The sequence below is a fragment of the Enterococcus sp. AZ078 genome, from assembly GCF_051714985.1.
Lineage (GTDB): Bacteria > Bacillota > Bacilli > Lactobacillales > Enterococcaceae > Enterococcus_B > Enterococcus_B hirae.
On the sequence record NZ_JBIOSW010000001.1, the window covers coordinates 2,736,077 to 2,759,525 of the forward strand.

At 37.8% G+C, this 23,449-nt stretch carries 22 protein-coding genes; 4 read left to right on the plus strand and 18 right to left on the minus strand.

Annotated elements, in window-relative coordinates; translation table 11 throughout:
* Window positions 1-12: 12 nt before the first annotated feature.
* Window positions 13-573, minus strand: coding sequence for an aminoacyl-tRNA hydrolase (gene pth / locus IGJ18_RS12770; protein ID WP_010720584.1), 561 nt, complete (start codon window positions 571-573; stop codon window positions 13-15).
* A gap of 353 nt (window positions 574-926) precedes the next feature.
* Here pth and IGJ18_RS12775 point away from each other — a divergent pair, with 353 nt between their 5' ends.
* From IGJ18_RS12775 to IGJ18_RS12785, 3 genes are all read left to right on the plus strand, one after another.
* Window positions 927-1,901: an L-lactate dehydrogenase gene (locus IGJ18_RS12775; protein ID WP_005875171.1), complete on the plus strand. Its 975-nt coding sequence runs from the start codon at window positions 927-929 to the stop codon at window positions 1,899-1,901.
* 170 nt (window positions 1,902-2,071) lie between these two features.
* Window positions 2,072-3,478: a L,D-transpeptidase family protein gene (locus IGJ18_RS12780; protein WP_438843403.1), complete on the plus strand. Its 1,407-nt coding sequence runs from the start codon at window positions 2,072-2,074 to the stop codon at window positions 3,476-3,478.
* 111 nt (window positions 3,479-3,589) lie between these two features.
* The gene (locus IGJ18_RS12785; RefSeq protein ID WP_063627632.1) at window positions 3,590-4,033 is read left to right on the plus strand and encodes a hypothetical protein; all 444 of its coding nucleotides are present in this window, start codon (window positions 3,590-3,592) and stop codon (window positions 4,031-4,033) included.
* Between the two features lie 238 nt (window positions 4,034-4,271).
* Here IGJ18_RS12785 and IGJ18_RS12790 read toward each other — a convergent pair whose 3' ends face one another.
* A complete protein-coding gene (locus IGJ18_RS12790) occupies window positions 4,272-4,778 on the minus strand; it encodes a VanZ family protein (RefSeq protein WP_010720587.1) in 507 nt (168 codons plus the stop codon).
* A 118-nt stretch (window positions 4,779-4,896) separates the two neighbouring features.
* On the opposite strand from IGJ18_RS12790, the gene IGJ18_RS12795 reads away from it, so the two are divergent.
* The gene (locus IGJ18_RS12795; protein WP_088775058.1) at window positions 4,897-6,699 is read left to right on the plus strand and encodes a M3 family oligoendopeptidase; all 1,803 of its coding nucleotides are present in this window, start codon (window positions 4,897-4,899) and stop codon (window positions 6,697-6,699) included.
* A gap of 463 nt (window positions 6,700-7,162) precedes the next feature.
* Here the strand turns inward: IGJ18_RS12795 and IGJ18_RS12800 are convergent, their stop codons facing one another.
* The 16 genes from IGJ18_RS12800 to IGJ18_RS12875 form a co-directional block, all read right to left on the minus strand.
* Window positions 7,163-8,725, minus strand: coding sequence for a C40 family peptidase (locus IGJ18_RS12800; protein ID WP_034700024.1), 1,563 nt, complete (start codon window positions 8,723-8,725; stop codon window positions 7,163-7,165).
* A 217-nt stretch (window positions 8,726-8,942) separates the two neighbouring features.
* Entirely contained in the window at window positions 8,943-9,452 is a 510-nt protein-coding gene (gene mreD, locus IGJ18_RS12805) for a rod shape-determining protein MreD (protein ID WP_010737284.1), read from the minus strand.
* A gap of 3 nt (window positions 9,453-9,455) precedes the next feature.
* A complete protein-coding gene (mreC, locus tag IGJ18_RS12810; protein WP_010720591.1) occupies window positions 9,456-10,310 on the minus strand; it encodes a rod shape-determining protein MreC in 855 nt (284 codons plus the stop codon).
* Window positions 10,311-10,465: 155 nt separating this feature from the next.
* Window positions 10,466-11,101, minus strand: coding sequence for a thiamine diphosphokinase (locus IGJ18_RS12815; protein ID WP_053765936.1), 636 nt, complete (start codon window positions 11,099-11,101; stop codon window positions 10,466-10,468).
* The gene (rpe, locus tag IGJ18_RS12820) at window positions 11,102-11,752 is read right to left on the minus strand and encodes a ribulose-phosphate 3-epimerase (RefSeq protein WP_010720593.1); all 651 of its coding nucleotides are present in this window, start codon (window positions 11,750-11,752) and stop codon (window positions 11,102-11,104) included.
* Between the two features lie 12 nt (window positions 11,753-11,764).
* Complete coding sequence (gene rsgA, locus IGJ18_RS12825; protein WP_053765937.1) at window positions 11,765-12,664, minus strand: ribosome small subunit-dependent GTPase A; 900 nt, start codon at window positions 12,662-12,664, stop codon at window positions 11,765-11,767.
* A gap of 128 nt (window positions 12,665-12,792) precedes the next feature.
* The gene (gene pknB, locus IGJ18_RS12830) at window positions 12,793-14,826 is read right to left on the minus strand and encodes a Stk1 family PASTA domain-containing Ser/Thr kinase (protein WP_161638052.1); all 2,034 of its coding nucleotides are present in this window, start codon (window positions 14,824-14,826) and stop codon (window positions 12,793-12,795) included.
* A complete protein-coding gene (locus tag IGJ18_RS12835; protein WP_010720596.1) occupies window positions 14,823-15,563 on the minus strand; it encodes a Stp1/IreP family PP2C-type Ser/Thr phosphatase in 741 nt (246 codons plus the stop codon). Before IGJ18_RS12835 ends, pknB begins: the two co-directional genes overlap by 4 nt.
* 12 nt (window positions 15,564-15,575) lie before the next feature.
* Entirely contained in the window at window positions 15,576-16,934 is a 1,359-nt protein-coding gene (rsmB, locus tag IGJ18_RS12840; protein ID WP_010720597.1) for a 16S rRNA (cytosine(967)-C(5))-methyltransferase RsmB, read from the minus strand.
* Complete coding sequence (gene fmt, locus IGJ18_RS12845; RefSeq protein WP_010737278.1) at window positions 16,934-17,875, minus strand: methionyl-tRNA formyltransferase; 942 nt, start codon at window positions 17,873-17,875, stop codon at window positions 16,934-16,936. The genes rsmB and fmt overlap by 1 nt, the downstream gene beginning before the upstream one ends.
* Window positions 17,868-18,359 carry a peptide deformylase gene (def, locus tag IGJ18_RS12850; protein ID WP_010720599.1) on the minus strand — a complete coding sequence of 164 codons (492 nt, stop codon included), beginning with the start codon at window positions 18,357-18,359 and terminating at the stop codon, window positions 17,868-17,870. The genes fmt and def overlap by 8 nt, the downstream gene beginning before the upstream one ends.
* A gap of 13 nt (window positions 18,360-18,372) precedes the next feature.
* Window positions 18,373-20,781, minus strand: coding sequence for a primosomal protein N' (gene priA / locus IGJ18_RS12855; protein ID WP_088745194.1), 2,409 nt, complete (start codon window positions 20,779-20,781; stop codon window positions 18,373-18,375).
* A gap of 245 nt (window positions 20,782-21,026) precedes the next feature.
* Complete coding sequence (gene rpoZ, locus IGJ18_RS12860; protein WP_010720601.1) at window positions 21,027-21,332, minus strand: DNA-directed RNA polymerase subunit omega; 306 nt, start codon at window positions 21,330-21,332, stop codon at window positions 21,027-21,029.
* Window positions 21,333-21,336: 4 nt separating this feature from the next.
* A complete protein-coding gene (gene gmk, locus IGJ18_RS12865; RefSeq protein ID WP_010720602.1) occupies window positions 21,337-21,951 on the minus strand; it encodes a guanylate kinase in 615 nt (204 codons plus the stop codon).
* A gap of 303 nt (window positions 21,952-22,254) precedes the next feature.
* A complete protein-coding gene (locus tag IGJ18_RS12870; protein WP_010720603.1) occupies window positions 22,255-22,539 on the minus strand; it encodes a hypothetical protein in 285 nt (94 codons plus the stop codon).
* A 15-nt stretch (window positions 22,540-22,554) separates the two neighbouring features.
* Window positions 22,555-23,445, minus strand: coding sequence for a YicC/YloC family endoribonuclease (locus IGJ18_RS12875; protein WP_063627638.1), 891 nt, complete (start codon window positions 23,443-23,445; stop codon window positions 22,555-22,557).
* Between the last annotated feature and the right edge of the window lie 4 nt (window positions 23,446-23,449).

The window sequence follows — 23,449 nt, forward strand, 5'->3', positions numbered from 1 at the left end:
TTTCCTCCTTCGCTAATTGAATTTGTTCATCGTATCGATAAACGAATGACCATCCAGCATAAACTCGAGTGCTGCCACTGACTGATCGATACTTGCTTCAATCAATGGTTGAACTTCTTTACTAAATGGGCTTAGTACGTGTTGAACAACAGTTTTGTTTCCTTCTGGTCGACCAATGCCTACTTTGATACGGTCAAATACATTTGTATTCAAGTGAGAAATGATACTTTTTATTCCATTATGCCCTCCAGCACTCCCTTTTTGGCGCAAGCGGATCTTGCCAGTTACAAGATCTAAATCATCATAAACAACAACTAATTCTTCCGGATAAATACCGAAATAAGTCATTAATGGTCCTACAGCACGACCAGATTCGTTCATAAAAGTTTGCGGCTTCACTAATAAGATTTTTTCTCCTTGATAGAAAAACTCTGCAACTTCCGCTTCAAATGTATTTTTTTTAAACACAGCTTGTTGCTTTTCAGCCATGCGATCAACGACCATAAAGCCGATATTATGTTTGGTTTGTGCATATTTGGTTCCTGGGTTTCCAAGCCCTACGATCATTTTCATTTGTTCTACCACCTAATTGAAAAAAGCAGCACAAAAGGCTGGAGCGCCCTAAAGCAATCCAGTCTTTGACTCATTTTTTCATTTTTTTACTTTCTACTATTAAGTATAACACACAAGTACCTGTTTCAACAAAAAGAGAATGTTTAACAAATGATAAAGAAATTAAAATTTTCTTCAAAGTCTAATAAATTAATAACCTTTTAAAAATAGTGAAATCACGCACATGTAAGCTTTTACATATAATACAACCTTGTTATCTGTTATATTTTATAGCCAAATAGCGTGACAGCGGGCTTGATAAATGTTAGCATAGGCATGGGAAAAAACAAAATCAATGGAAGGATTGATATATAATGACTGCAGCTGCAGAAAAAAAAGATCATCAAAAAGTAATTCTTGTTGGAGATGGCGCCGTAGGTTCTAGCTATGCCTTTGCTCTAGTTACTCAAAACATTGCACAAGAAGTAGGTATCGTAGATATCAACACAGCAAAAACTGAAGGAGATGCTATTGATTTATCACATGCTCTAGCATTTACTTCACCTAAAAAAATCTACTCTGCTACTTATGCAGATGCACATGATGCTGACTTAGTAGTTATCACTGCTGGTGCACCACAAAAACCAGGTGAAACTCGTTTAGACTTAGTAAATAAAAACTTAAAAATCAACCGCGATGTAGTAACACAAATTGTTGAATCAGGATTCAATGGTATTTTCTTAGTTGCTGCTAACCCAGTAGATATTTTAACTTACTCAACTTGGAAATTCTCAGGCTTCCCTAAAGAACGCGTAATCGGTTCTGGTACTTCACTTGACTCAGCTCGCTTCCGTCAAGCACTTGCAGAATTAGTTGATGTTGATGCACGTAACGTCCATGCTTATATCTTAGGTGAACACGGTGACTCAGAATTTCCTGTTTGGTCACATGCTAACGTTGCTGGTTTACAAATTTATGAATGGGTTAAAAACAATCCAGACGTTGATGAAGAAGCAATGGTTAACTTATTCTTTGGTGTACGTGATGCTGCTTACACAATCATTGAAAAGAAAGGCGCTACTTTCTATGGTATCGCTGTAGCCTTAGCACGTATCACTCGTGCCATCTTAGATGATGAAAATGCTGTACTTCCACTATCTGTATTTATGAATGGTGAATACGGCTTGAACGATATCTACATTGGTGCCCCTGCAGTAATCAACCGTCAAGGTATCCAAAAAGTTATCGAAATCCCTCTAAGTGACAGCGAACAAGATCGTATGGCTGCTTCAGCTAAACAATTAAAAGAAATCTTAGATGAAGCTTTTTCTAAATTAGACGCTGAATAATTAGAATAAATTTAACCACTTAATCAAGCAGAATGTCAGCATTCTGCTTGATTTTTTTACTTAACGATCGTTAAATTTTTGCTAAATCATTTGTCCCCTTCGTCTTTTTTCTCAAAATATGCTATGATTAGTTCGTTATACGCTAAACTATCAAATAAGGAGCTGCCCGCATGACAAGATCTTCTCATCATAAAAAATCGAAATCGCTACACATTGGTCTATTAACTACGCTAGGCGTATTCCTCGCATTAATCGGCTTTTACGCTTACCGCAGTACATATTACACCAATCATTTTTTACCTAACACGGAAATTAATTCCATCAATGTAAGTAACCTGACCGTGCAACAGGCAAATGACAAATTAAAAGACACCTTTTCCAATAAAAAGCTGACGATTGAAGAAAATGGGAAAGTTTGGGAAGAGATCGCAAAATCTGAGCTTGGTTATAAAGATGACTTTTCAGCAGATTTATCTCGATTGTTAAACCAACAAAATGCTTGGTCATGGGGCATGAACTATGTTTCCGCTAGTGAAAAACAAGAAATTGATCCACAAGATACTGATCATCAAAAACTAGATGAAACGCTGGCTTCCACGACGAATAAGCTAACCGAATTAAATAAAGATCGGACACAGACACAAGATGCGACGATTGAAAAATCTGGTGACTCTTTCAAAATAAAACCAGAAGTAACTGGCGATACGATTGATGTGACAGCAGCTATCAACGCGCTGAAAACCAGTGTGAAGGATGGCAAAAACAAAATTGATTTAACTAAATTTCAAACAAAACCAAAAGTGACAGCGACCGATAAAAATTTAACAAAACAAGTCGATGAAATGAATGCCATTGCTAATATCAAAGGAACCTATAGTATCAACGGCAATACTTTCCAGATACCTCGTTCTGAAATTGCTAACTGGCTAACTTACACAGATGGTAAAGTGGATTTAGATACAACACAAATTAAAAACTATGTAACAGGTTTAGGAGAAAAATATAACACAAGTACGAATGACACAAAATTTAAAAGTACAAAACGTGGTGAAGTAACGGTTCCTGTGGGTACCTATAGTTGGTCAATCAAAACTGATGCAGAAACAGAAGCTTTAAAGTCAGCCATTTTAGCAGGTAAAGACTTTACCCGATCACCAATTGTTCAAGGTGCCACAACAGCTGATCATCCTTTAATAGAAGATACCTATATCGAAGTTGATTTAAAAAACCAGCATATGTGGTATTACAAAGATGGTAAAGTTGCGCTAGAAACTGACATCGTGTCTGGAAAACCTAAGACCCCTACTCCAGCTGGTGTTTTCTATGTTTGGAACAAAGAGGAAAATGCTACATTAAAAGGAACGAATGATGATGGAACCCCTTATGCAAGTCCTGTAAACTACTGGATGCCAGTTGACTGGACCGGTGTTGGTATCCATGATTCCGACTGGCAACCTGAATATGGTGGCGATCTTTGGAAAACTCGTGGATCTCATGGATGTGTCAATACGCCGCCAAGTGTCATGAAAGAATTGTTTGGCATGGTAGAAAAAGGTACACCAGTAATCATTTTCTGATAGCTTCAATAAAAAATGAATTCGTAAAAAAACTGGTTTCTCAACAAAGTTTATCTTAAACTTTAGAGAGACCAGTTTTTTTACGTCTATCACTATCAAAGGGGGAATAAAATGGACGATAAGTTACAAGCTAAAAAAACTTATTATCAACAGTTTCTTGATTACACTGAGCAACAGATCTTAGAATTATCCGCCAGTATCGCAGACCAGCAAAAACTACTCGTCAAACCAGAGAATAATGAATTTGAACAAAAGATTTTAGTCAAAAAACTAGCTAGTGACAAGAGAAAAATGCAATCATTTTTAAATGGTGAGGGCCTCCTCCGTTCAATCCTTCAGCAACTGGATAATATTCATACTACGATCGCGAATCAAGATCAAAATAATTCGCTATGGAATAGGTTTTTTCGCTCATCATCCAATGAGTTGGCTAATCACCAGAAATTATTACATACATATGAACTTCTGTTTGAAGAAATAATGAAAGGATTATACAGCGATACACAAAAGGCGTCACCGTATAAAAAACTAGTGCCCAAAGAGAGGTACAGATAATGATTCAAGGATAAAATCAACCACTCCTAAAATAAATTACAATCCAATCTATCCATAAATAAACAACAGCTGGCTTTGATCCACAAGTTCTATTTTATAAAAATGAATCACAAGTATACTACGAAATGAAGCCAAAAAATCCTACAATAGAAAACTATTTTAGGATTTTTCGGCTTCATACTCAATTTTAATTACTTCTATAACTCATTTTTTCATGTACACTAATTGATCCTTCTACCTAAAATTTTTTTCTCACAAAACCAACGATCAAGCATAAGACAATCGCTGTCAATGCCCCCATTGAATCGAGCATGACATCTTGGAAAGACGGTGTTCGATCCCCTGTAAGCATCTGATGAAATTCATCTAACCCAGCATAACCGGTCGCCGATAACCAAGCTAAGACACTTGTTAACCACCAGATTTTCATTTTAGGAAAGACCCCTAAAAACAAACTACCACCTAAAATAAAATAAGACCCAAAATGAGCACCTTTTCGTAAGAAAAATTCAACGAATTTACCATAACCTAAATGATCTACACTCACTACACCATCGCCATAAGTAAAACGAATATTATCAAATACTTGTTTAAACGGATGATTGGGAAACCACTCTTCGATCCTGGAGACTTGGGATTGTTGTCCGTAAGTTTGCGATGAACTGTAAAATAAGAGAGCCATGATGAGTACTGCAATAACTAAATAAAAGTTGCCATTTTTCATTTGTTTTTTTATTGAATTCATAAGTCACCTCTGCCATTTATAATAGCTCTTTTTTTGCGAAACAACAAACTTTTCTTAGAGACTTAAATAAGAAAATAATGCTATACTAATTGTATTATAAATTGAAGGGAGCTTTTTCATGACATATTCACTAAATTGGGATCTTGATTCAATTTTTTCAGGTGGAAGTGATTCCCCAGCCTTAAATGAACGCTTAGAACAATTAGAAAAACAAATCACTACCTATTATCAATCCGTTAATCAATGGGATCATTCAGTCAGTACAAATGACGAACTTACGACACTGATCAAACAACAAGAAACAATTACAGAAGGTTTTTCTCAATGTAATAGTTATATTACGGCTTTGTTATCTGCGAATGTCAAAGATACCCAAGCAAAGCTTTTATCAGGAAAATTATATGCACTATTACCACGTTGGCAATCAGCCGATACGATTTTATCGAAAAAATTTGCAGAAATATCTGACAATAATTGGCAAACATTGCTCCAAACAGATGAATTTTCTTTGATTGCTTTTCGTATGAATGAGATTCGCAGAGACGGTCATCGTTTATTGTCCGAAGCAGAAGAAAACATCATCAATACACTCTCATTAGACGGGCTGAACGCGTGGAGCAGTCATTACGACACAATTGTGGGAACAATCGTGATTCCATTTGAAGAAAATGGCAAGGTAACTGACTTGTCAGCAGGTCAAGCCTTCAATAAAATGATGGGTGATCCAGATCCACTCGTACGTGAAAAGTTATTTATTGCCTGGGAAAAAGCTTGGCAAGAAAAAACGTCTTTACTATCGGACACATTAAATCACTTAGATGGTTTCCGTTTATCAACCTATAAACTACATGGTATGAACGACTATTTACAAAAACCATTAGAATACAATCGTTTGAAAAAAGAAACACTTGATGTGATGTGGGCAACTATCCAAAAAAATAAACAACCGTTAGTTGATTACTTAACAAGAAAAGCCAATCTTTTCGGTAAAGAAAAAATGGAGTGGCAAGATCAAGATGCACCAATTATTTTAGGAGATCTAAAGGAAAAGACGTTTACCTTTGACGAAGCTGCCTCTTTTATCATTGAGAATTTCCAAAAATTCAGTCCCAAAATGGCAACCTTTGCACAATCTGCATTTGAAAAAAGTTGGATTGAAGCAGAGGATCGTCCGGGAAAACGACCTGGCGGGTATTGTACTGAGCTGCCAGAAACCCAAGAATCCAGAATTTTTATGACCTATAGTAACTCAGTCAATGAAGTAGCTACGCTAGCCCACGAATTAGGTCATGCCTTTCATAGTAGTGTCATGTGGGATCTGCCAGCATTGAACCGTGATTACGCAATGAATGTTGCAGAAACTGCTAGCACGTTTGCTGAATTGATTGTCGCTGATGCTACCTTAAAAGCAGCCAAAACGAAAGAAGAAAAAATCAATTTATTAGATACTAAATTACAAAATGCTTTGGCCATGTTTATGAATATCCATTCTCGTTTCATTTTCGAAAATCGTTTCTATTCTGCGCGACAAGAAGGACTTGTTTCAGAAGAAGAAATCACTCAAATGATGGTTGAAGCTCAAAAAGAAGGTTATCATGATGCCTTAGCTACTTACCACCCACACTTCTGGGCAGCTAAATTGCATTTCTTTATTGATGATGTTCCTTTTTATAACTTCCCTTACACGTTTGGCTATTTGTTTAGTTTAGGTATTTATGCTTATGCAAACAAAAAAGGGACAAGTTTTGAGCAAGAATACATTGAGTTATTAAGAGATACAGCTTCAATGACAACCGAAGAACTTGCTCAAAAACATTTAGGTGTTGACTTAACGAAACCAGATTTCTGGCAAGCTGGCATCGATATGGTTTTAGAGGATATCAATAGTTTCATGACACTTTCTGAAGAATATGTACATTAATTGATCAAGCTAAATCATTACTAGATAAAATGATCGATTCATAAACAGTAAAAATAGCAGTTTTTTCATTCATTGGAAATCCTATTTTGACTAATAAGTCCAAATGAGCTAGAGAGAATAGTGATTGGTTTACACCAACCTTCTTCACTCTAGCTCATTTATTTTGGTTGCTTCGTCTCTCATTCCAAACATCCATGATCATTTTTTGTGAAAATCACCAATGTCCCCTACTATTTTATAGCTACATATAAACTTCATTCTTTACTCACTGATTGCATTACAGACTAAAAAAGACACGTTGTCAAAGGATATTGGTAAAAAGAAATCTTAGAATCATAGGGTATCATTTTTATACTTTTTAAACCATAAAAAAGATGTTGGTGAATTTCACCAACATCAAAAAGAATAGAGCCACAAAAAAAATGAACAGGAAGATTTCCCTTCCTGTTCATTCTATTTATTATTACATACTTACTGCAAAATCAGGTGTGTACCATTGAACTGAACCAACTTTAACATTTTCACCTGGTTGTGGTGCATGGATATATTGTCCGCCACCTAATGAAATAGCTACGTGATAAGTTCCGCCAGCAGAACCCCAGAATAATAAGTCTCCAGCTTTTGCTTGAGAAACTGAAATTTTTGTTCCAGCTGATTCTTGAGGTACTGTCCAACCACCGATGTCACGGCCAGTTACTTGTAAATATACATAGCGTGTAAATCCAGAACAGTCAAAGCCACTTGGATCTTTACCACCCCATACATATGGAGTACCAATATATTTGTAAGCTTCTGCTACAATCGCAGCGCCGTTCACACTACCAGAAGGATTTGGTGCTGGTGCTGGAGCAGGCGTTGGTGTAGGTGTTGGAGCTGGTGTTACAGTATTATTGTTATTGTTGTTATTTGTTGTACTGTTATTAGTGCTATTATTAGTGCTGTTATTAGTACTATTGTTTGTATTATTATTTACATTTGTATTAGAGCTGCTTGAACTGCTTTCTGTATTCGCAGGTGTTGACTCTTGTGTAGAAGATTCAGGAACTGTTGATTCTTCTGTTGAAGATGATTCAGTAGAAGAAGAGCCAGTTGATGAATTTTCTGTTGTTGTAGAAGATTCAGTAGATGTTGATTCTTCTGTTGTTGAAGACTCAGGAGCTTTTGATTCTTCACTTGAAGATTGTGCAGCTGATGAGCTTTCTGTTGTAGTTGATGCTGATGATGAAGCTTGTGTTTGTGCAGCTTGTGCAGCAGCTTGTTCACGTGCTTCTTTTTCAGCTTTTTCTTGAGCTGCTTGTTGACGAGCTTGTTCTGCTAAGCGAGCTTGTTCACGGATACGTGCTTGCTCTGCTTCAGCTTCAGCTTTCTTACGGTTCAAGTCAGCTTTCTTATCTTCTGCTGTTGCTTGTTCAGCAGCCAATGAAGTTTTCAAGACATTTAAGTCAGCTTGTTTTGCTAATAAATCGCCTTTTTGTGACTCTAAAGCAGCTTGGTTGTCAGCAAGTTCTTTTTGTTTTGCTTCATTTTCAGCTTTTTTCGCTTCTACTGCTTGTTTGTCTTCTTTTTGTTGTTGTACTAAGTCTTGGTTTGCTTTAACGATTGTAGACATTGCTTGGATACGACCAACAGCATCTGCTAATGAATCTGCATTTAACACAGCGTCAATATAGTTTGAACTAGTATTTTTTACTTGTGTTTCACGTGCTTGTTTTTGGATTGTTGCTTCACGTTTTTCAATACGTTCTTGTAAATCTTTGATTTCTTGTTTTAATTGAGCAGATTCTTTACGCAATGTATCTTGTTTAGTTAATAAATCTTGCGCTTTTGTGTTAATAGCAGAAACTTGACCTTCTAATGCTTCAATTTGTGATTGTGCACTTGCTTGTTGGTTTTGTAAGTCTGCAATTTTTTTGTCTTGTTGTTGTATCTGAGAATCAAAATCGTCCGCCGCGGCAGCGATCGGTGATCCTACGGCAGTTAAAGCGATTGAACTTAGCATTACCGCTGATAATAAACTCTTTTTCACTCTTCATTCCTCCGACTGGCTTAATTTAATAAATATCTAAATATATTTAAGTCTTTCTTAACGATATAAAAATTGTACCATAGCAGTATGTCAACGATATAATAGTTATGTTACAAAAACATTTCAAAATAAAATCTTAAAATGACAAACATGTAAGTTTCAATGATTATTCACAAAATATGACATTTATTTCAGAAATCAGTACAAAAAAAAGAAATTATTCATCACTGAATAATTTCTTGAATGGAAAAACAAAAACTGCGAATAGAATCATCGTTAATAATAAAGTTGGCCCAAGATATCTAGTAATAAAGTAAGTGTTATTTACAGATACTAATTTGAAAATCAATTGTACAGCTAAAGTGAACAACTCATACCCCGTAACAAAAATAATCATACTAAAAAATTCTGTAAAGATATTAAAGTGGATATAAGAACTCATCGAATACATAATAAAGACCATCAGTGGTAATGCCACCGCATAGATCCCGATTACACCGATATAGTAGGTATCAAAGATTGCTCCAAGGACGACCGTTGTAATCAATAAATACCTTTTAGGAAATTTCATACTGCAAAACAGCAAAGCCAAAATGAGAAAATGGGCACTAGCCATGTATTGCCCATTTGACCACTCGACAAACATTCTAGTCAAATGCCCATCGATCAACATCAATAAGAACAATACAACTGGCAAGTAATATTTCATTGTATCTTTTTTCAGCATAGGTTAATCCTCCACCAGTCGTTGCACGATCGTCACAACTGGCAGATCATACATTCCAGCGTAAGGCTTAACATATACTTCACGATCCAAGCCATAACTATCTGGTTTGGTCTTGATGACTGTTCCGATCGGCAGATCTGCTGGTGAGTTCCCACCTAAGCCAGAAGTTTGAACGACGTCGCCTTCTTTGATATTCGTATCTCCAGTTAATTGTGTCACGACTAACGCTTGCAGTTTTTCGTCATAGTTTTTCAATAATCCAAATGCTTCTCCACTAGAAGAAGATACCCGAACTGGGAAATGATTCGAACTTTCATTTGACGAAGTCAGCAGCTCGATCTTAGAAGAAGTACGATTGACTTCAACTACTCGACCAATTAATCCTTTTTGTGCCATTACCGCCATGTTCACTTCAATGCCATCTTTTGATCCTTTATCAACGATCAACATATCTTGCCAAGTATCTGGTGAGCGTGTAATCACATTCGCCGTTACTTTTTCATAGTTAGTCAATGTTTGATTTAAGTTAAGTTCTTTCTTTAATGCTTCGATTTCTTTTTGGTCATTTTTATTTTTTAATGCTAATTCATCATAACTATCGATTTTCTCTTTTAATCGCTCATTTTCAGAATAAGTCGTGAAAAGATTATGGACTGAATCCACTCCATTTTCGACCCATCTTACGGGCGCAGAGATTGCACGGTCAACAAATGAAACACTGTCATTGACAAAAGACTGGAAGAAATTAGGTTTTCCTTCATTCGCTCGTTGCGCGGCAGTCACACTTAAGATTGTCACCACAATGATAACAATGATTAAGGTAATAATAATATTTTTATTAGGATTGAACTTCTTCACAAAGACACCTCGAATTAATTAGACTCTTATGGTCAATTTTATCACTAATTGAGGCGAAACAAAAGGTATGACACCTCTCTTAAGCTTTTTTTTAGTAAATAATTTGACTTGTCATTTTTAACTATTTCTGTTGTATTTACTCGGTTAGAGCAAACTTAATCTTTACTTTGAATCACTGCGACCATCCCAGTTGAAAAAGAAAAATCAGCCGTATCTGAAACAAATTCATTGCTTGCATAAGAAGTTGCTTGGCTCACATCAGTTGTTTCCAGTTCATACTTGCTCTTTTGGATGGACAGCTCTGTTACAGGCGTCAAACAACAATAGGCCAAATAACGCATCTTATCCATTTTGGTAATCACATGTTTGCCAGGTAAATAGTAGGTGACATGATTTTGACGATCCCAAATAATGATCTTTTGAGCATGTGGTTTAAATCTTGGTTCTAACGGCAGCCAAAGGTTAGCAAGCAGGTGATCCAATCGACCACCAGTTGCGCCAATGATCGTGATTGTTGCTTCTGGAAATCGTTCAATGGCTTGACACAACCCCAACTGCGTATCTGTATCATCTTTTTCTGCTGGTGCTTGGATCAGTTCATTCGTTGCTTGTTCAACTTGTTTTTTTTCATCTGCCGATAACGAATCAAAGTCACCGATTGCTAAATCCAAAGGGAAATTGTTTTGAAGAAGATACCATGCACCACGATCAATGCCTACATAACAGTCATAACTGTTTTGTAGTTCTGGCCAATTTTCAGGAGAACCTCCTGCCACTAATAAAACCTGCATTTATTTCAATGCCTCTTTTAACTGGTTGATTTGACCCACTGGATCTTCTGAGTTATAGATATAAGAACCGGCAACGAAAACATCTGCTCCAGCTTTTTGACAAATTTGTGCGGTTTCAGGAACGATACCGCCATCTACTTCAATGGAATAATGCCAATTATTTTGCTCGCGTAATTCTGATAATTCAGCAATTTTCTCTACCGTTTCTTCAATGAAACTTTGTCCACCAAATCCTGGGTTAACAGTCATCACTAAGACCTGATCTGCTATCGGTAAAACATGTTTGATCATCGTTATAGGTGTGCCTGGATTAATCACGACTCCTGATTTCACGCCTAGATCTTTCATCATTTGCAATGCTCGATGAATGTGTGGAGTGGCTTCCACATGCACCGTGATGATATCTGCTCCAGCCTTCGCAAACGCCGGAATATATTTTTCCGGGTCAACAATCATCAAATGCACGTCTAGTGGTAACTTAGTAATTGGTCGAATAGCTTGTACGATATTGGGACCAAATGTAATATTTGGAACAAATTGTCCATCCATTACATCTACATGGATGTAATCTGCCCCTCCTTTTTCTACTAGTTCGATGTCTCTTTGTAAATTAGAAAAATCTGCGCTTAAGATAGATGGTGCTATTTTCATTAATGCTTCCTCCTATTTTCGTTTACCTTCTTTTTTAGAATAGATTGGTTTTCGATTTTCGACTTCCTGTAAAAATTGCAAATAGTTCTCATAACGTGTTTGGGCAATCTCACCTGTTTCGACCTGGCGTTTCACCTCGCACCCAGGCTCTTTAGCATGCATGCATTCTCTAAAACGGCAATGGTTCGATGCACTGACAAATTCAGGAAATTGTTTTGGTAATTCAGTCGTTTCGATCGTCAAAAAATCGATCGAGCTGAATCCTGGTGTATCTGCTACTAAACCATCATACAATGGGAGTAATTCCACATGTCTCGTTGTATGTCTCCCACGTCCTAAAGAATCAGAGATTTCCCCCGTTTCTAAGTTTAGATCTGGCGAAATTTGGTTTAAGAGTGTAGATTTTCCAGCACCAGATTGGCCCATAAAAACGGTCAATCGTTCTGGGAAGTAACGAATTAATTCTGCAGTATCTCCAGGATATTTCGGAACAATCACTGGATAACCGATCGTTTCATACGTTTGCTTGATCTCATCGATTTGCTGTTCGTTTGAAGCGAGATCTGTTTTTGTCAAAAATATGACAGGTTCAATGGATTCATATTCTAAAGTCACTAGAAAGCGATCCAATAAATTATAAGAAAAATTTGGTTCTACCAAGCTTGTAACTATGACACCTAAATCGACATTTGCTACCGGTGGACGCACCAGTTGATTTTTACGAGGCATCACTTCTAACAAATAACCGTCCGTCTTGTTTTCGCTTTCAAATAGTACTTGGTCACCCACTAACGGAGTGATTTTTCGATTACGAAAGTTTCCTCGTCCTCTCGTTTGATAGGTCTCACCGTCTGCGTGTACATAATAAAATCCACTAATTGCTTTTCTGATTTGTCCTTTGATGTATGCCACCTCCAGTTTTCCTTATTTTACCACAGGAAAGAAAAATCATGTGGCGTTCCTGACAAGAAACTTAGCGAAACCCAATAAAAAATAGCAGAGCACGTTTAGAAACGCTCTGCTATTTTTTATTGTTATTACTATTTGGATGAAGACGACGTGCTTTCTTCTTTAGACGTAGTAGTACTTGAACTTTCTTTGCTGCTTGACGATTCTTTGGTTGAACTTGATGATTCTTTTGATTCTTTGGTTGGTTCTGGTCCTTTTGAATAAATGACATTGACGATCGTTCCTGGAGTGATCGATGCCCCCACGCCAGGAGCTGTTCGGATCACTTTATCTTTTTCTACGGTATCAGAATATTCATAAGACTCATGTCCGATGTATTCTGCGCCAATACTTGATAAATAACTTTGTGCATCACTTTTCGTATAGCCTGAAATATCATTTAATGTTTTCGCATTTGGTCCTTGACTAACGACAAAACTGATATAGCTATTTTCAGTCAATGGTTCACCGTAACTAGGTAATTGGCTAATGATTGAACCAGCTGGAACCGTATCGCTGTAATCATACGTCTCACTGATCCTTTTATAACCATTTGAGCTCAATATCCCACGAACGGTGTCATAATTTTGACCAGTATAATCCCCCATCGTTGGTTGCGCACCTTGGCTCACAACAAATGTGATCTTATCTGTCGTTGGATCGACTTCCGTTCCTTCTTCATCCGACTGGGAAATGATTCGTCCATTTTCTACTTCATCACTGAACTCGTCTTTTTTCTCGATACTATCAGCTGGAAAACCAAGCTTCTTCAATCGGCTACTTACTTCGTCAAAATTCATCCCAGTATAATCATCTAACTTGACTTTTTTCTTACCTGTGCTGACGTAAAGGGTAACTTCACGGTTTTGTTTCACTGTAGTTCCCGCTGCTGGGTCCGTTTTGACAACGTCTCCTTCTTCGATTTGTTCATCAGGGATCTCTTCGGTTTTTGTTGCTACTTCTAATTTAGCTTTTGCTAAAGTATCTCTGGCAGACGCTTCTGATAATCCCGAAACGTCAGGAATTTCGACTTCTCCACGACCTCCAGAAGCAAAAAAGACGGCTGTTCCGATTCCTAATAAGGCTAAGACCACCAATAAAATAATCCACCATTTTTTATGCTTTTTACTCTTTGGATCAGGAACTGTCTCTTCTGCCATCACAGGAGTTTCTTCTGATTTTTCTTTAGGTAATGGCATGGATTTAAATGACTCTGGCATTGGTGTATCTTCTTCTAATGGTGTGATCACTTGAGTTTCTTTGGTCATTGCTTGTGGCACCCATTTGGCTTCATTTGCCCGAGCAGGAGACAGCGCTGTTGCTAAGTCTTCTGACATTTCTTCTGCTGTTTTATATCGATCTGCCGGTTCTTTTGCAGTAGCTTTCAATACCACATTTTCTAAAGCTTGCGGCGTTGTTGGGTCTAGATCCTTGATTGAAGGTAACTCATCTTGGAAATGCTTCAAGGCAATCGTCACTGCAGACTCACCATCAAAAGGAACACTGCCAGTTAATAATTCGTAAAGAATGATCCCTAAGGCATAGATATCTGATTGTTTCGTAGCCATACTTCCTCTAGCTTGTTCAGGAGATAAGTAATGGACAGAGCCTAACATCGTATTCGTTTGTGTGATCGATGTTTCAGATAATGCGATTGCTATACCAAAATCAGTGATTTTGACCACGCCCTCATTATCGATCAAGACATTTTGTGGTTTCAAATCACGATGAATGATTTGGTGCGTATGTGCTAAAGAAATAGCTGATAAAATTTGTTGCATAATATTGACTGCTGTATCATAAGGAACAGGATAATGGGTTTGAATATAGCGTTTCAGGTCCATTCCTTTTACATATTCCATCACGAGATACTGCATGTTGTCTTCTTCTCCAACATCATACACACTAACAATATTAGGATGAACTAGTTCAGTCGCAGCTAGTGCTTCTCGTTGGAATCGTCTAATTGCCGTTTGATCATTTTGGAAATCGAATCGTAACACTTTGACTGCGACATCACGATCTAAAATAAGGTCATGGGCTAGAAAAACATTTGCCATGCCCCCACTACCAATATTTCCAGTGATTTGATAACGACCATTCAACTTTTTGCCTAACTCAATCATGCTACGTCCTCCTTGTATTCGATCAGAAGAACGGTAATATTATCTGCTCCGCCTGCTTCATTTGCACGTTCGATTAATTCTGTTACCTTGTCGAACAAAGCCCCTTCTTGATTGATAATCGTTCCAATCGTTTCTTCAGATAACATGTTCGTTAACCCATCCGAACACAACAACAAACGATCTTTTAATTGCCAAATATAAGTCGATACATCGACTTCTACAGATCCTGGCATTCCTACAGAACGAGTTAAAATATTTTTTCGTGGGTGGTTCGCTGCCATTTCTTCACTGATTTCTCCAGATTTTACTAGTTCATTCACTAAAGAATGATCTTCTGTCAGTTGAATGATTTTATCTTCACGGATCAAGTAGGCACGGCTATCCCCCACATGAGCAATAGTAAACTGATCTTCTGATAAAGCTGCTGCTACGATCGTCGTTCCCATCCCATTGTATTCTGGTTGCTCTTGGCCACGTTGATAAATACGAGTATTTTCTTCTTGGATCGTTTGGATGAACCATTGCGCTACTTTTTCGTCATCACTTAAACTTAGATTTTCCCAAGCAGTTCCTAAGTTTGTCACTGCCATCTGGCTCGCGATATCACCTGCACGATGACCGCCCATTCCATCTGCCAATACTGCAAGTTTAATTCCAGCTTGATTCGTAAAAACACTCGCATAGTCTTGATTTGTATTACGTCGTCTTCCTACATCTGATTGATATTCAATCTGCATTCTTTCACCTCATTACTTTTTACGCAAACAACAAATGAAAAACCCATCTGTATAGAACTGATGTGGGTATAAAGTCAACATTTTATCTTCGATTGATGATTGTAGCACAGGATCAACTAAAACATCAATCCTTTCAAAATCAGTATGTCGCTGTAAAAATGTTTCAATGACTTCTTGGTTTTCCTCTTTAAGAATCGTACAAGTACTATAAGTTAATATTCCAGAAGATTTTAACACAGATGCACAACTTTCCAAAATCGCCAATTGGATCGCTGGTAAATTAGCTAACTCGCTGGCATTTTTTTTATAACGAATATCCGGTTTTCTTCTCAATAGTCCTAATCCTGAGCAAGGGGCATCAACTAAGATACGATCAAATGTTTCAGCTGAAAATTCCTCTTTCACTTCACGTGCATCCATTTTTTGTGCATAAACAGTTGTAAAAACACCTAAGCGTTCCGCATTTTCTTCGATGAGTTTTACTTTATGTTCATGAACATCCAGTGCTGTAACTTCGCCACCACATGTTGGATCTAAAAACGTGGCAATATGCGTTGTTTTTCCTCCTGGTGCCGCACAAGCATCTAAAACATGATGTTCTGGCTCGATTTGCATAGCGGGTGCGACCAGCATCGAACTTTCATCTTGGATCGTCATGACCCCGTCATGGAATAAGGAACTAGATGCTAAATGTCCTTTTTCAGCAATTACCCCATAAGGACTAAGCTTACTTGCTGTCGCTGAAATTTCTTCTGCTTGGAGTGTCTCGATTGCTTGTTCTCTAGGGTATTTTCTGATATCTACTCGACCACTGACGTGACTTGGCTGGTAGAGGGAAAGTCCTAATTTTTCCGTTTCTTCATAACCGATTTGATCAGTCAATCGCTTGGTTAACCAGATCGGTAAACTGATTTTTACGGATAAGCGTTCAATCGGATCACTGATTTGTTCAACATCTGGTTTACCTTGTCGTTGATAATTTCTTAAAACACCATTTACAAATTTCCCAGTACCAGGATTTCCCTTGATCTTAGCAATTTCGACCGCTTCATTTAAAATCGCATGAGCTGGAACTTTATCTAGAAATTCCAACTGATAAACTGACAAATAAAGTAATGTTTTAACCCAATCATCCACTTTTTTTGCTTTTGCTATCAATGGAGCGACATAAAATTCCAGTAAAAGTTGACGACTGATCGTTCCATAAACCAATTCAGTAAACAAGCCAACATCTTTTTGATTTAAATCCCCTTGATTGATCATTTCGTTCAATAATAAATTAGAATAAGCACCGCCCTTGTTTACTCTTTCAAGGGTGATCAGTGCCATATAACGAACAGATTTTTTCATTTTTTTTGGTATTTTTGCCATTATTTCACCTGCTGCCCAATCATTACCTGTTGTCCACTACCATTCAAAAACTCATTGATCGCTTGTTTTCCTTTACCTGCTGGCTGTAATTCTTTGATTGCCAACACCGTTTGTTTACCACAAGCAATCCACAGATTTTTCTTATCTTTTTTGATGATGGTCCCTGGCTCCGCCGTAGTTTTCTCAGCTAACGCTTCTACATTTAAAAGTTTCCAACGAGTTTGTTCGTATGTCGTAAATGCAATCGGCCATGGTCGCATCCCACGGACTTGGTTGTCGATCTCTTCTGCTGTCTTGTTCCAATCAATTGCTTCTTGCTCCCGTGTGATATTTGGCGAAAAAGTTACCTTTGATTCATCTTGTGGACGTGGACTCAAATTTCCATTCAAAATATCAGGTAATGTTTTAAGTAATAGTTGTTTCCCTAATGCACTTAACTTTTCAAACATGGTTCCCACATCGTCTTGTTTAGTGATTGGTAAACTTTCTTGAGCATAAATGCCCCCTGCATCCATCTTTTTGATCATTTCCATGATTGTTACACCGGTTTCTTTTTCCCCGTTGATAATCGAGTAATGAACTGGCGCCCCTCCTCGATATTTTGGCAATAAAGATGCATGTACATTTATAGCTCCGTGAACAGGTGCCTGTAATAATTTTTCTGGTAAAAATTGACCAAATGCAGCTGTGATAATCACATCTGGTTGTAGGGCAATGATTTTTTCCATTTCTTCTGAACCAGAGATTTTTTCAGGTTGTAAAACCAATAAACCGTGTTTCACGGCTGCTTCTTTTACTGGGGTAGGGGTGATGATTTTTTTACGTCCCACAGGGCGATCAGGTTGTGTCACGACTGCGACTACTTCATATCCTTCTTCTAATAAGCCTTCAAGGATCGGTACTGAAAAAGCTGGCGTTCCCATAAATACTAATTTAGTCATCAAGATGTTCCTCCATATACTCTTCTAATTCGGCTTCTGGAATTTGCTCAATCATTTTTTCAACGAATAATATACCGTCTAAATGGTCGATCTCATGCTGAAAGGCACGAGCTAAGTAACCAAAGGCTACTACTTCGATTTCTTCGCCTTCACGATCATAATAGCGAACCGTTACTTCGTCAAACCGTTTGACGGTCCCATAAACATGAGGGATGCTTAAGCAACCTTCTACATCAATGCTTTCTCCCTTTGCATCAATAATTTCTGGATTGATTAATTCAAACTTTTCACCTTCATCTACTTCTACGATTGCAACTCGCTTGTTTTGACCAACTTGTGGAGCGGCAATGCCAATACCGTCGTTAGCAACCATCGTTTCATATAGGTTATCTAGTAAAGTAATTGTTTCATCTGTGATCACATCGATTGGTTGTGCGACACGTTTCAATTTATCATTGGGGTGGATCAATATAGGATAGCGCATGTAAATTCCCTTCTTAAATAAAGTGTAATGGTTCATTATCAATCGCGACAAATAATCCTTGTCGTTGTTCTTTTTGGCTCTGGTCTAAAATATTTTTTAAGATATTCGCTAAATTAGGCTCATGTTTATATTTAATGATCAACTGGTAATAGTACCGATTTTTTACCCGATTCACTGTACTAGGGGTCGGTCCTAATAACAAGCTTTGATTTCCTAACACTTGACGTAACTGATTCGCAACCTCAAAAATCTTCTTAGCAGCAACCTGTTCTTCCTCATGGCTGGTCGTGATTTTGACAGTAAAATAATAAGGTGGGTATCCACTACGATGTCGGACGGCCATTTCTTGTTGATAGAATCGCTCATAATTTTGTTCTTTTGCTAATTCAATTGCATAATGTTGCGGATTAAAGGTTTGGATAATCACTTCGCCTGCTTTTTCGGCTCGGCCTGCCCTTCCCGAAACTTGCGTAAGCAATTGGAACGTATGCTCGCTTGAACGAAAATCAGGCAAGTTAAGAGAAGTATCAGCATTCAAAACGCCGACCAACGTCACATCAGGAAAATCCAACCCTTTGGCAATCATTTGCGTCCCCAGTAAGATATTCGCCTTTTTTTGACCGAATTGTTGCAAGATACGTTCATGCGCACCTTTCTTTCTGGTCGTATCAACATCCATACGTAAAACACCAGCTTCTGGGAAAAGGGTCTTTAATTCTTCTTCGACTTTTTGGGTCCCTGTTCCATAGTAACGAATTTTATTCCCTCCACAGTTAGGACAACGGTGTGGGATTGGTTCTTCATGTCCACAGTAATGACAACGCATGGAGTGGGTGTCCATATGAAGGGTCAGAGAAATATCACAATTGGGACAAGGTAAAACAAAACCACAATCCCGACACATCACAAAGGAAGAATATCCTCGCCGATTTAGTAACAGCACAATCTGTTCTTTTTTCGCCAAACGGTCTTGGATTTTTGCTTGTAACTGTTTGGAAAATGTGGACGTATTATGTTGTTGCAATTCTTGTCGCATGTCAACAACTTCAATTGTTGGAAGTTGAGCAGACAAGTTGGCTCTTTGACTCAAATGGAGTAATTCATACAGCCCTTTTTGTGCTCGAGCACGTGATTCAAGAGATGGTGTCGCGCTTCCTAGTACTACTGGACAATGATGATAATTTCCACGCCAAATCGCTAGATCTCTGGCATGATAACGTGGCGTTTCATCTTGTTTATAGCTTGATTCATGTTCTTCATCAATGATGATCAATCCGATATTTTCTAAAGGGGCAAAAATTGCCGAGCGGGCGCCAACAACAACCTGGGCTTCATTTCTTTCGATTTTACGCCACTCATCGTATTTTTCTCCCTGAGATAGCCCGCTATGTAAGACAGCTACCGCCTCTCCAAAACGCCCTTTAAAACGCTCTACCATTTGTGGTGTCAAAGCAATTTCAGGAACAAGCATAATCGCTGTTTTATTTTGAGCTAATACCTCAGCAATGGCCTGTAGATAAACTTCTGTTTTTCCACTTCCAGTAATTCCTTCTAATAAAAAAGTGTGACTCTTCTCTTGTTGCCCTGCTTCAACGATACGTTCTACTGCATGTTGTTGTTCTTTATTTAGCTGGAATGCTTGTGTTTGTTCAAACGTGCGATTTTTATAAGGATCACGATAACTTTCTACTTCTTCAAAAGTTAACCAGCCTTTGTCTTTTCCTTGATTCAAAGTTGCCGTGCTGATACCTTTTTCTTTGTAATAGCTAATTGGTTCAGCCTTTTTTTGCTCAGATAAGCAAAGCAGAAGTTCTTTTTGTTTCTTCGCATTCGCTCTTAACTTTCCCCACTCTTCCTCAAGCTGGACACTATTCAAATTTGAGCGGATCAAACGAATCGTTTTGACTTTGTTCTTAGTGTGTACTTCATATCTGATATCTACTAACTTGTCCTGACGCCAACGGATCAATTGGGATAAAATGCCCTCTTCTTGCGCTTCTTTCCAGGAGATTTCTGTTCGTCCTTTAAAGAATGCCTGGACGTCCGCCGCTTCACTTACAGGATAGATTTGTTTGTCATAGGATGCTTTCATGACAGCAGGAAGCATCGTTTGTAAGCAAGTGATCTTAAACGCATAAGTGATCGTCTTCATATAATCAGCCAATTGAAGTAGTTCTTGATTAACCACAGGTGCTAAATCTAATACTTGGACAATCGCTTTTAAATTTTTTTGTTCGATGCTATCTTGTACTCGCAAACCTACAACGAACCCTTGAACATGACGGTTGCCGTTACCAAAAGGAACTTCTACTCGCATCCCGACTTGAATCGCCGTTTCTACTTCAGAAGGAACCAGATAGGTGAAAGGCTGATCGGTTTGCATAGTGGGTACGTCGACGATAACATCAGCTGTGATTGGCATGGTTTCCTTCCTCCTTTAGTTACTCTATCAAATAGACAAAATCGTTCTTGCCTATTTTACTAGAGATTGCTTGGTTTGTCTTATTTTCTGATGAATCCTTACAAAAAATTAACGGCGCAGCAGCATTCCGCAGAAAAGTCATTCTTATATGCTAAAACGTGATCCTAAAAAGAAGCCGAAATTCCACAAAAATTTGAGAATACAAATTTCGGAAATTTCGGCTTATCCAAAGAATCTAGCACTTTTTATTGGTTTTGCTCTTCACGGATACGTGACTCTAACTCTTGTTGTTCACGATCTTTTTTGGCTTTACGCTCTTCATCTTCCATTCTCAAGCGTTCCCGTTTTAATTCAGGATGAGGATCATTGATCACATTTCCTGCTTCGATTTCTTCTAATGCCTGTCCAACACTTTTTACTGATTCAAATGAATCCATCGTAGGTTGTGCTTTTGCATCTAGCTCGTGTGCACGTTTGCTTGCTAAGATAACTAGAGAATATTTTGAATTTACGCGATCTAACAATGAGTCGATTGAAGGTTTTAACATCATAAGACTACATCTCCTTTAACATTTTGATATATTTGCCGATCACACGGTCGACACGAAAGTGTTCACTGGCAATGATATTTTTGATTCGTTCTACCGCCAGGGGTACTTGGTCATTGACTACGGCATAATCATATAGTGCCATCATTTCAATTTCTTCTTTGGCAACTTTCATTCGTTCTTCGATTACTTCATCTGCATCTGTCCCACGGCCAACGATTCTTGATTTTAATTCGGCTAAATCGGGAGGAGTTAGGAAGATAAATACGCCATCTGGTACTTTTTCTTTGACTTGTTGAGCACCTTGGACTTCGATTTCTAAAAATACATCTTTTCCTTCGTCCAATGTTTTATTGACATAAGACAAAGGTGTTCCATAATAATTCCCTACATATTCAGCATATTCCAGCATTTCTCCGGCTTCGATCATTGCTTCGAATTCTTCTTTGCTTCTAAAGTAGTAATCGACTCCTTCGACTTCTCCTTCACGCATCTTACGAGTAGTCATTGAAATCGAATATTGGAAATCATTATCCTCACTCTCAAAAATTGCTTTTCGCACTGTGCCTTTTCCTACACCTGATGGTCCAGACAACACGATTAATAATCCACGCTCTGACATGACGACGTCCTTTCAACTAGTCTTTTTATACTAACGTTTATTTTGCACTTTTTTTCGACAACTTTCAAGGGCATCTTTGATTATAGCAAAAAAAAGCGCCTTTGACTGGCAAAACCTTTGCTTTTCACTCGGGCTTTTGATGATAGTGATTAACTATCAAGTTCATCCTTCATTCAAAAGTTCAAAAAAAGGTCCCTCTCACCTTACAGGTTCTAACTGAGCAGCATTCTTTTTCAAAAAAATAGTGAGAAGCGCAACATATGGTTGCAGCTCTTCTCACTAACATGCCGATTACCGTCGTTTTTAAAAACCCATGTTTGACAAGGTATTGACAACACCCATGATCTCATCTTTTCGAGAGAGTGCTTTTTCAGTTGGGTCTTTCACTTCTTCTGCATCGATTCTCACAATAAATTGACGATTCATCGTCACATAAGTCCCATCGTTAACTAACAATTGGATTTCTTTCTCCGTCACTTGCGCACAGGCATCCTGCCAAGCTTCAAATCCTGCTTTTTCAGAAGGAACATTTCTTTTGATGACCGTTTTCCCACTTAATTCATGAAACGTGATATCATAATAGTTCATTTTTTCGTCTCCTTGCTATTCAATATTTTGGATCTGTTCTCGGATTTTTTCTAAAATCGTTTTTAACTGGATCACTTGGTTTTTGATTTCAATCGCACTTGATTTTGAACCAATCGTATTGATTTCTCGATTCATTTCTTGGATCAAAAAGTCAAGTTCTCTGCCAACTGGCTGTTTTACTTGAAGTAATTCATCCAATTTGCCGATATGGATCACTAAGCGATCCAATTCTTCATGAATATCTCCTCGCTCTAATAAAATAGCGAGTTCAGTCAGCAATCTTTGTTGATCGACCGTTGCTCCCAAGTAATCTTCTAGTTTCTTTTGATATTTTTCCTGATACTCTTGTTCGTATAACTCAACAAATTGTTGTAAGTCATTTAATACTTGTTTCAGTTCATCACTGTTTTTCTGAATGATCGCCTCCAAAGCTGTCCCTTCTTTTTGGCGACTTTTTTCAATTTCAGCTAGTGCTTCATGGACCGTTTCTAAAACCAAAGCTGTCAGTTCATCCATATTGTTTTCATTTTTTTCTTCAATCACGACAAAAGATTCATTCGTTGTCAAAGTCTCTAATAGACGTCCAATCTGTAATTGCTGTTTCTCTCCATAACGTTGGGTTATTCCTTCAGTTAAGTTCGTCATCAGCTCGTCAATCAAATTCCAATCGACAAAAACTTGTTTTTGATTTTGTCCCAAATACGTCAGATTGATAAAAACTTCGACTCGACCTCGACTTAAATGTTGTTTCATCAATTGGCGAATATCATTTTCGAGATAATTTAACAATTTAGGACTACGTATTTGCATATCTAAAAAGCGTTGATTGACACTTTTGATCTCAACTTCTATTTGATACTCTGCGGTTTCACGGGTGGCTTTACCAAAACCAGTCATACTTTTCATTCAA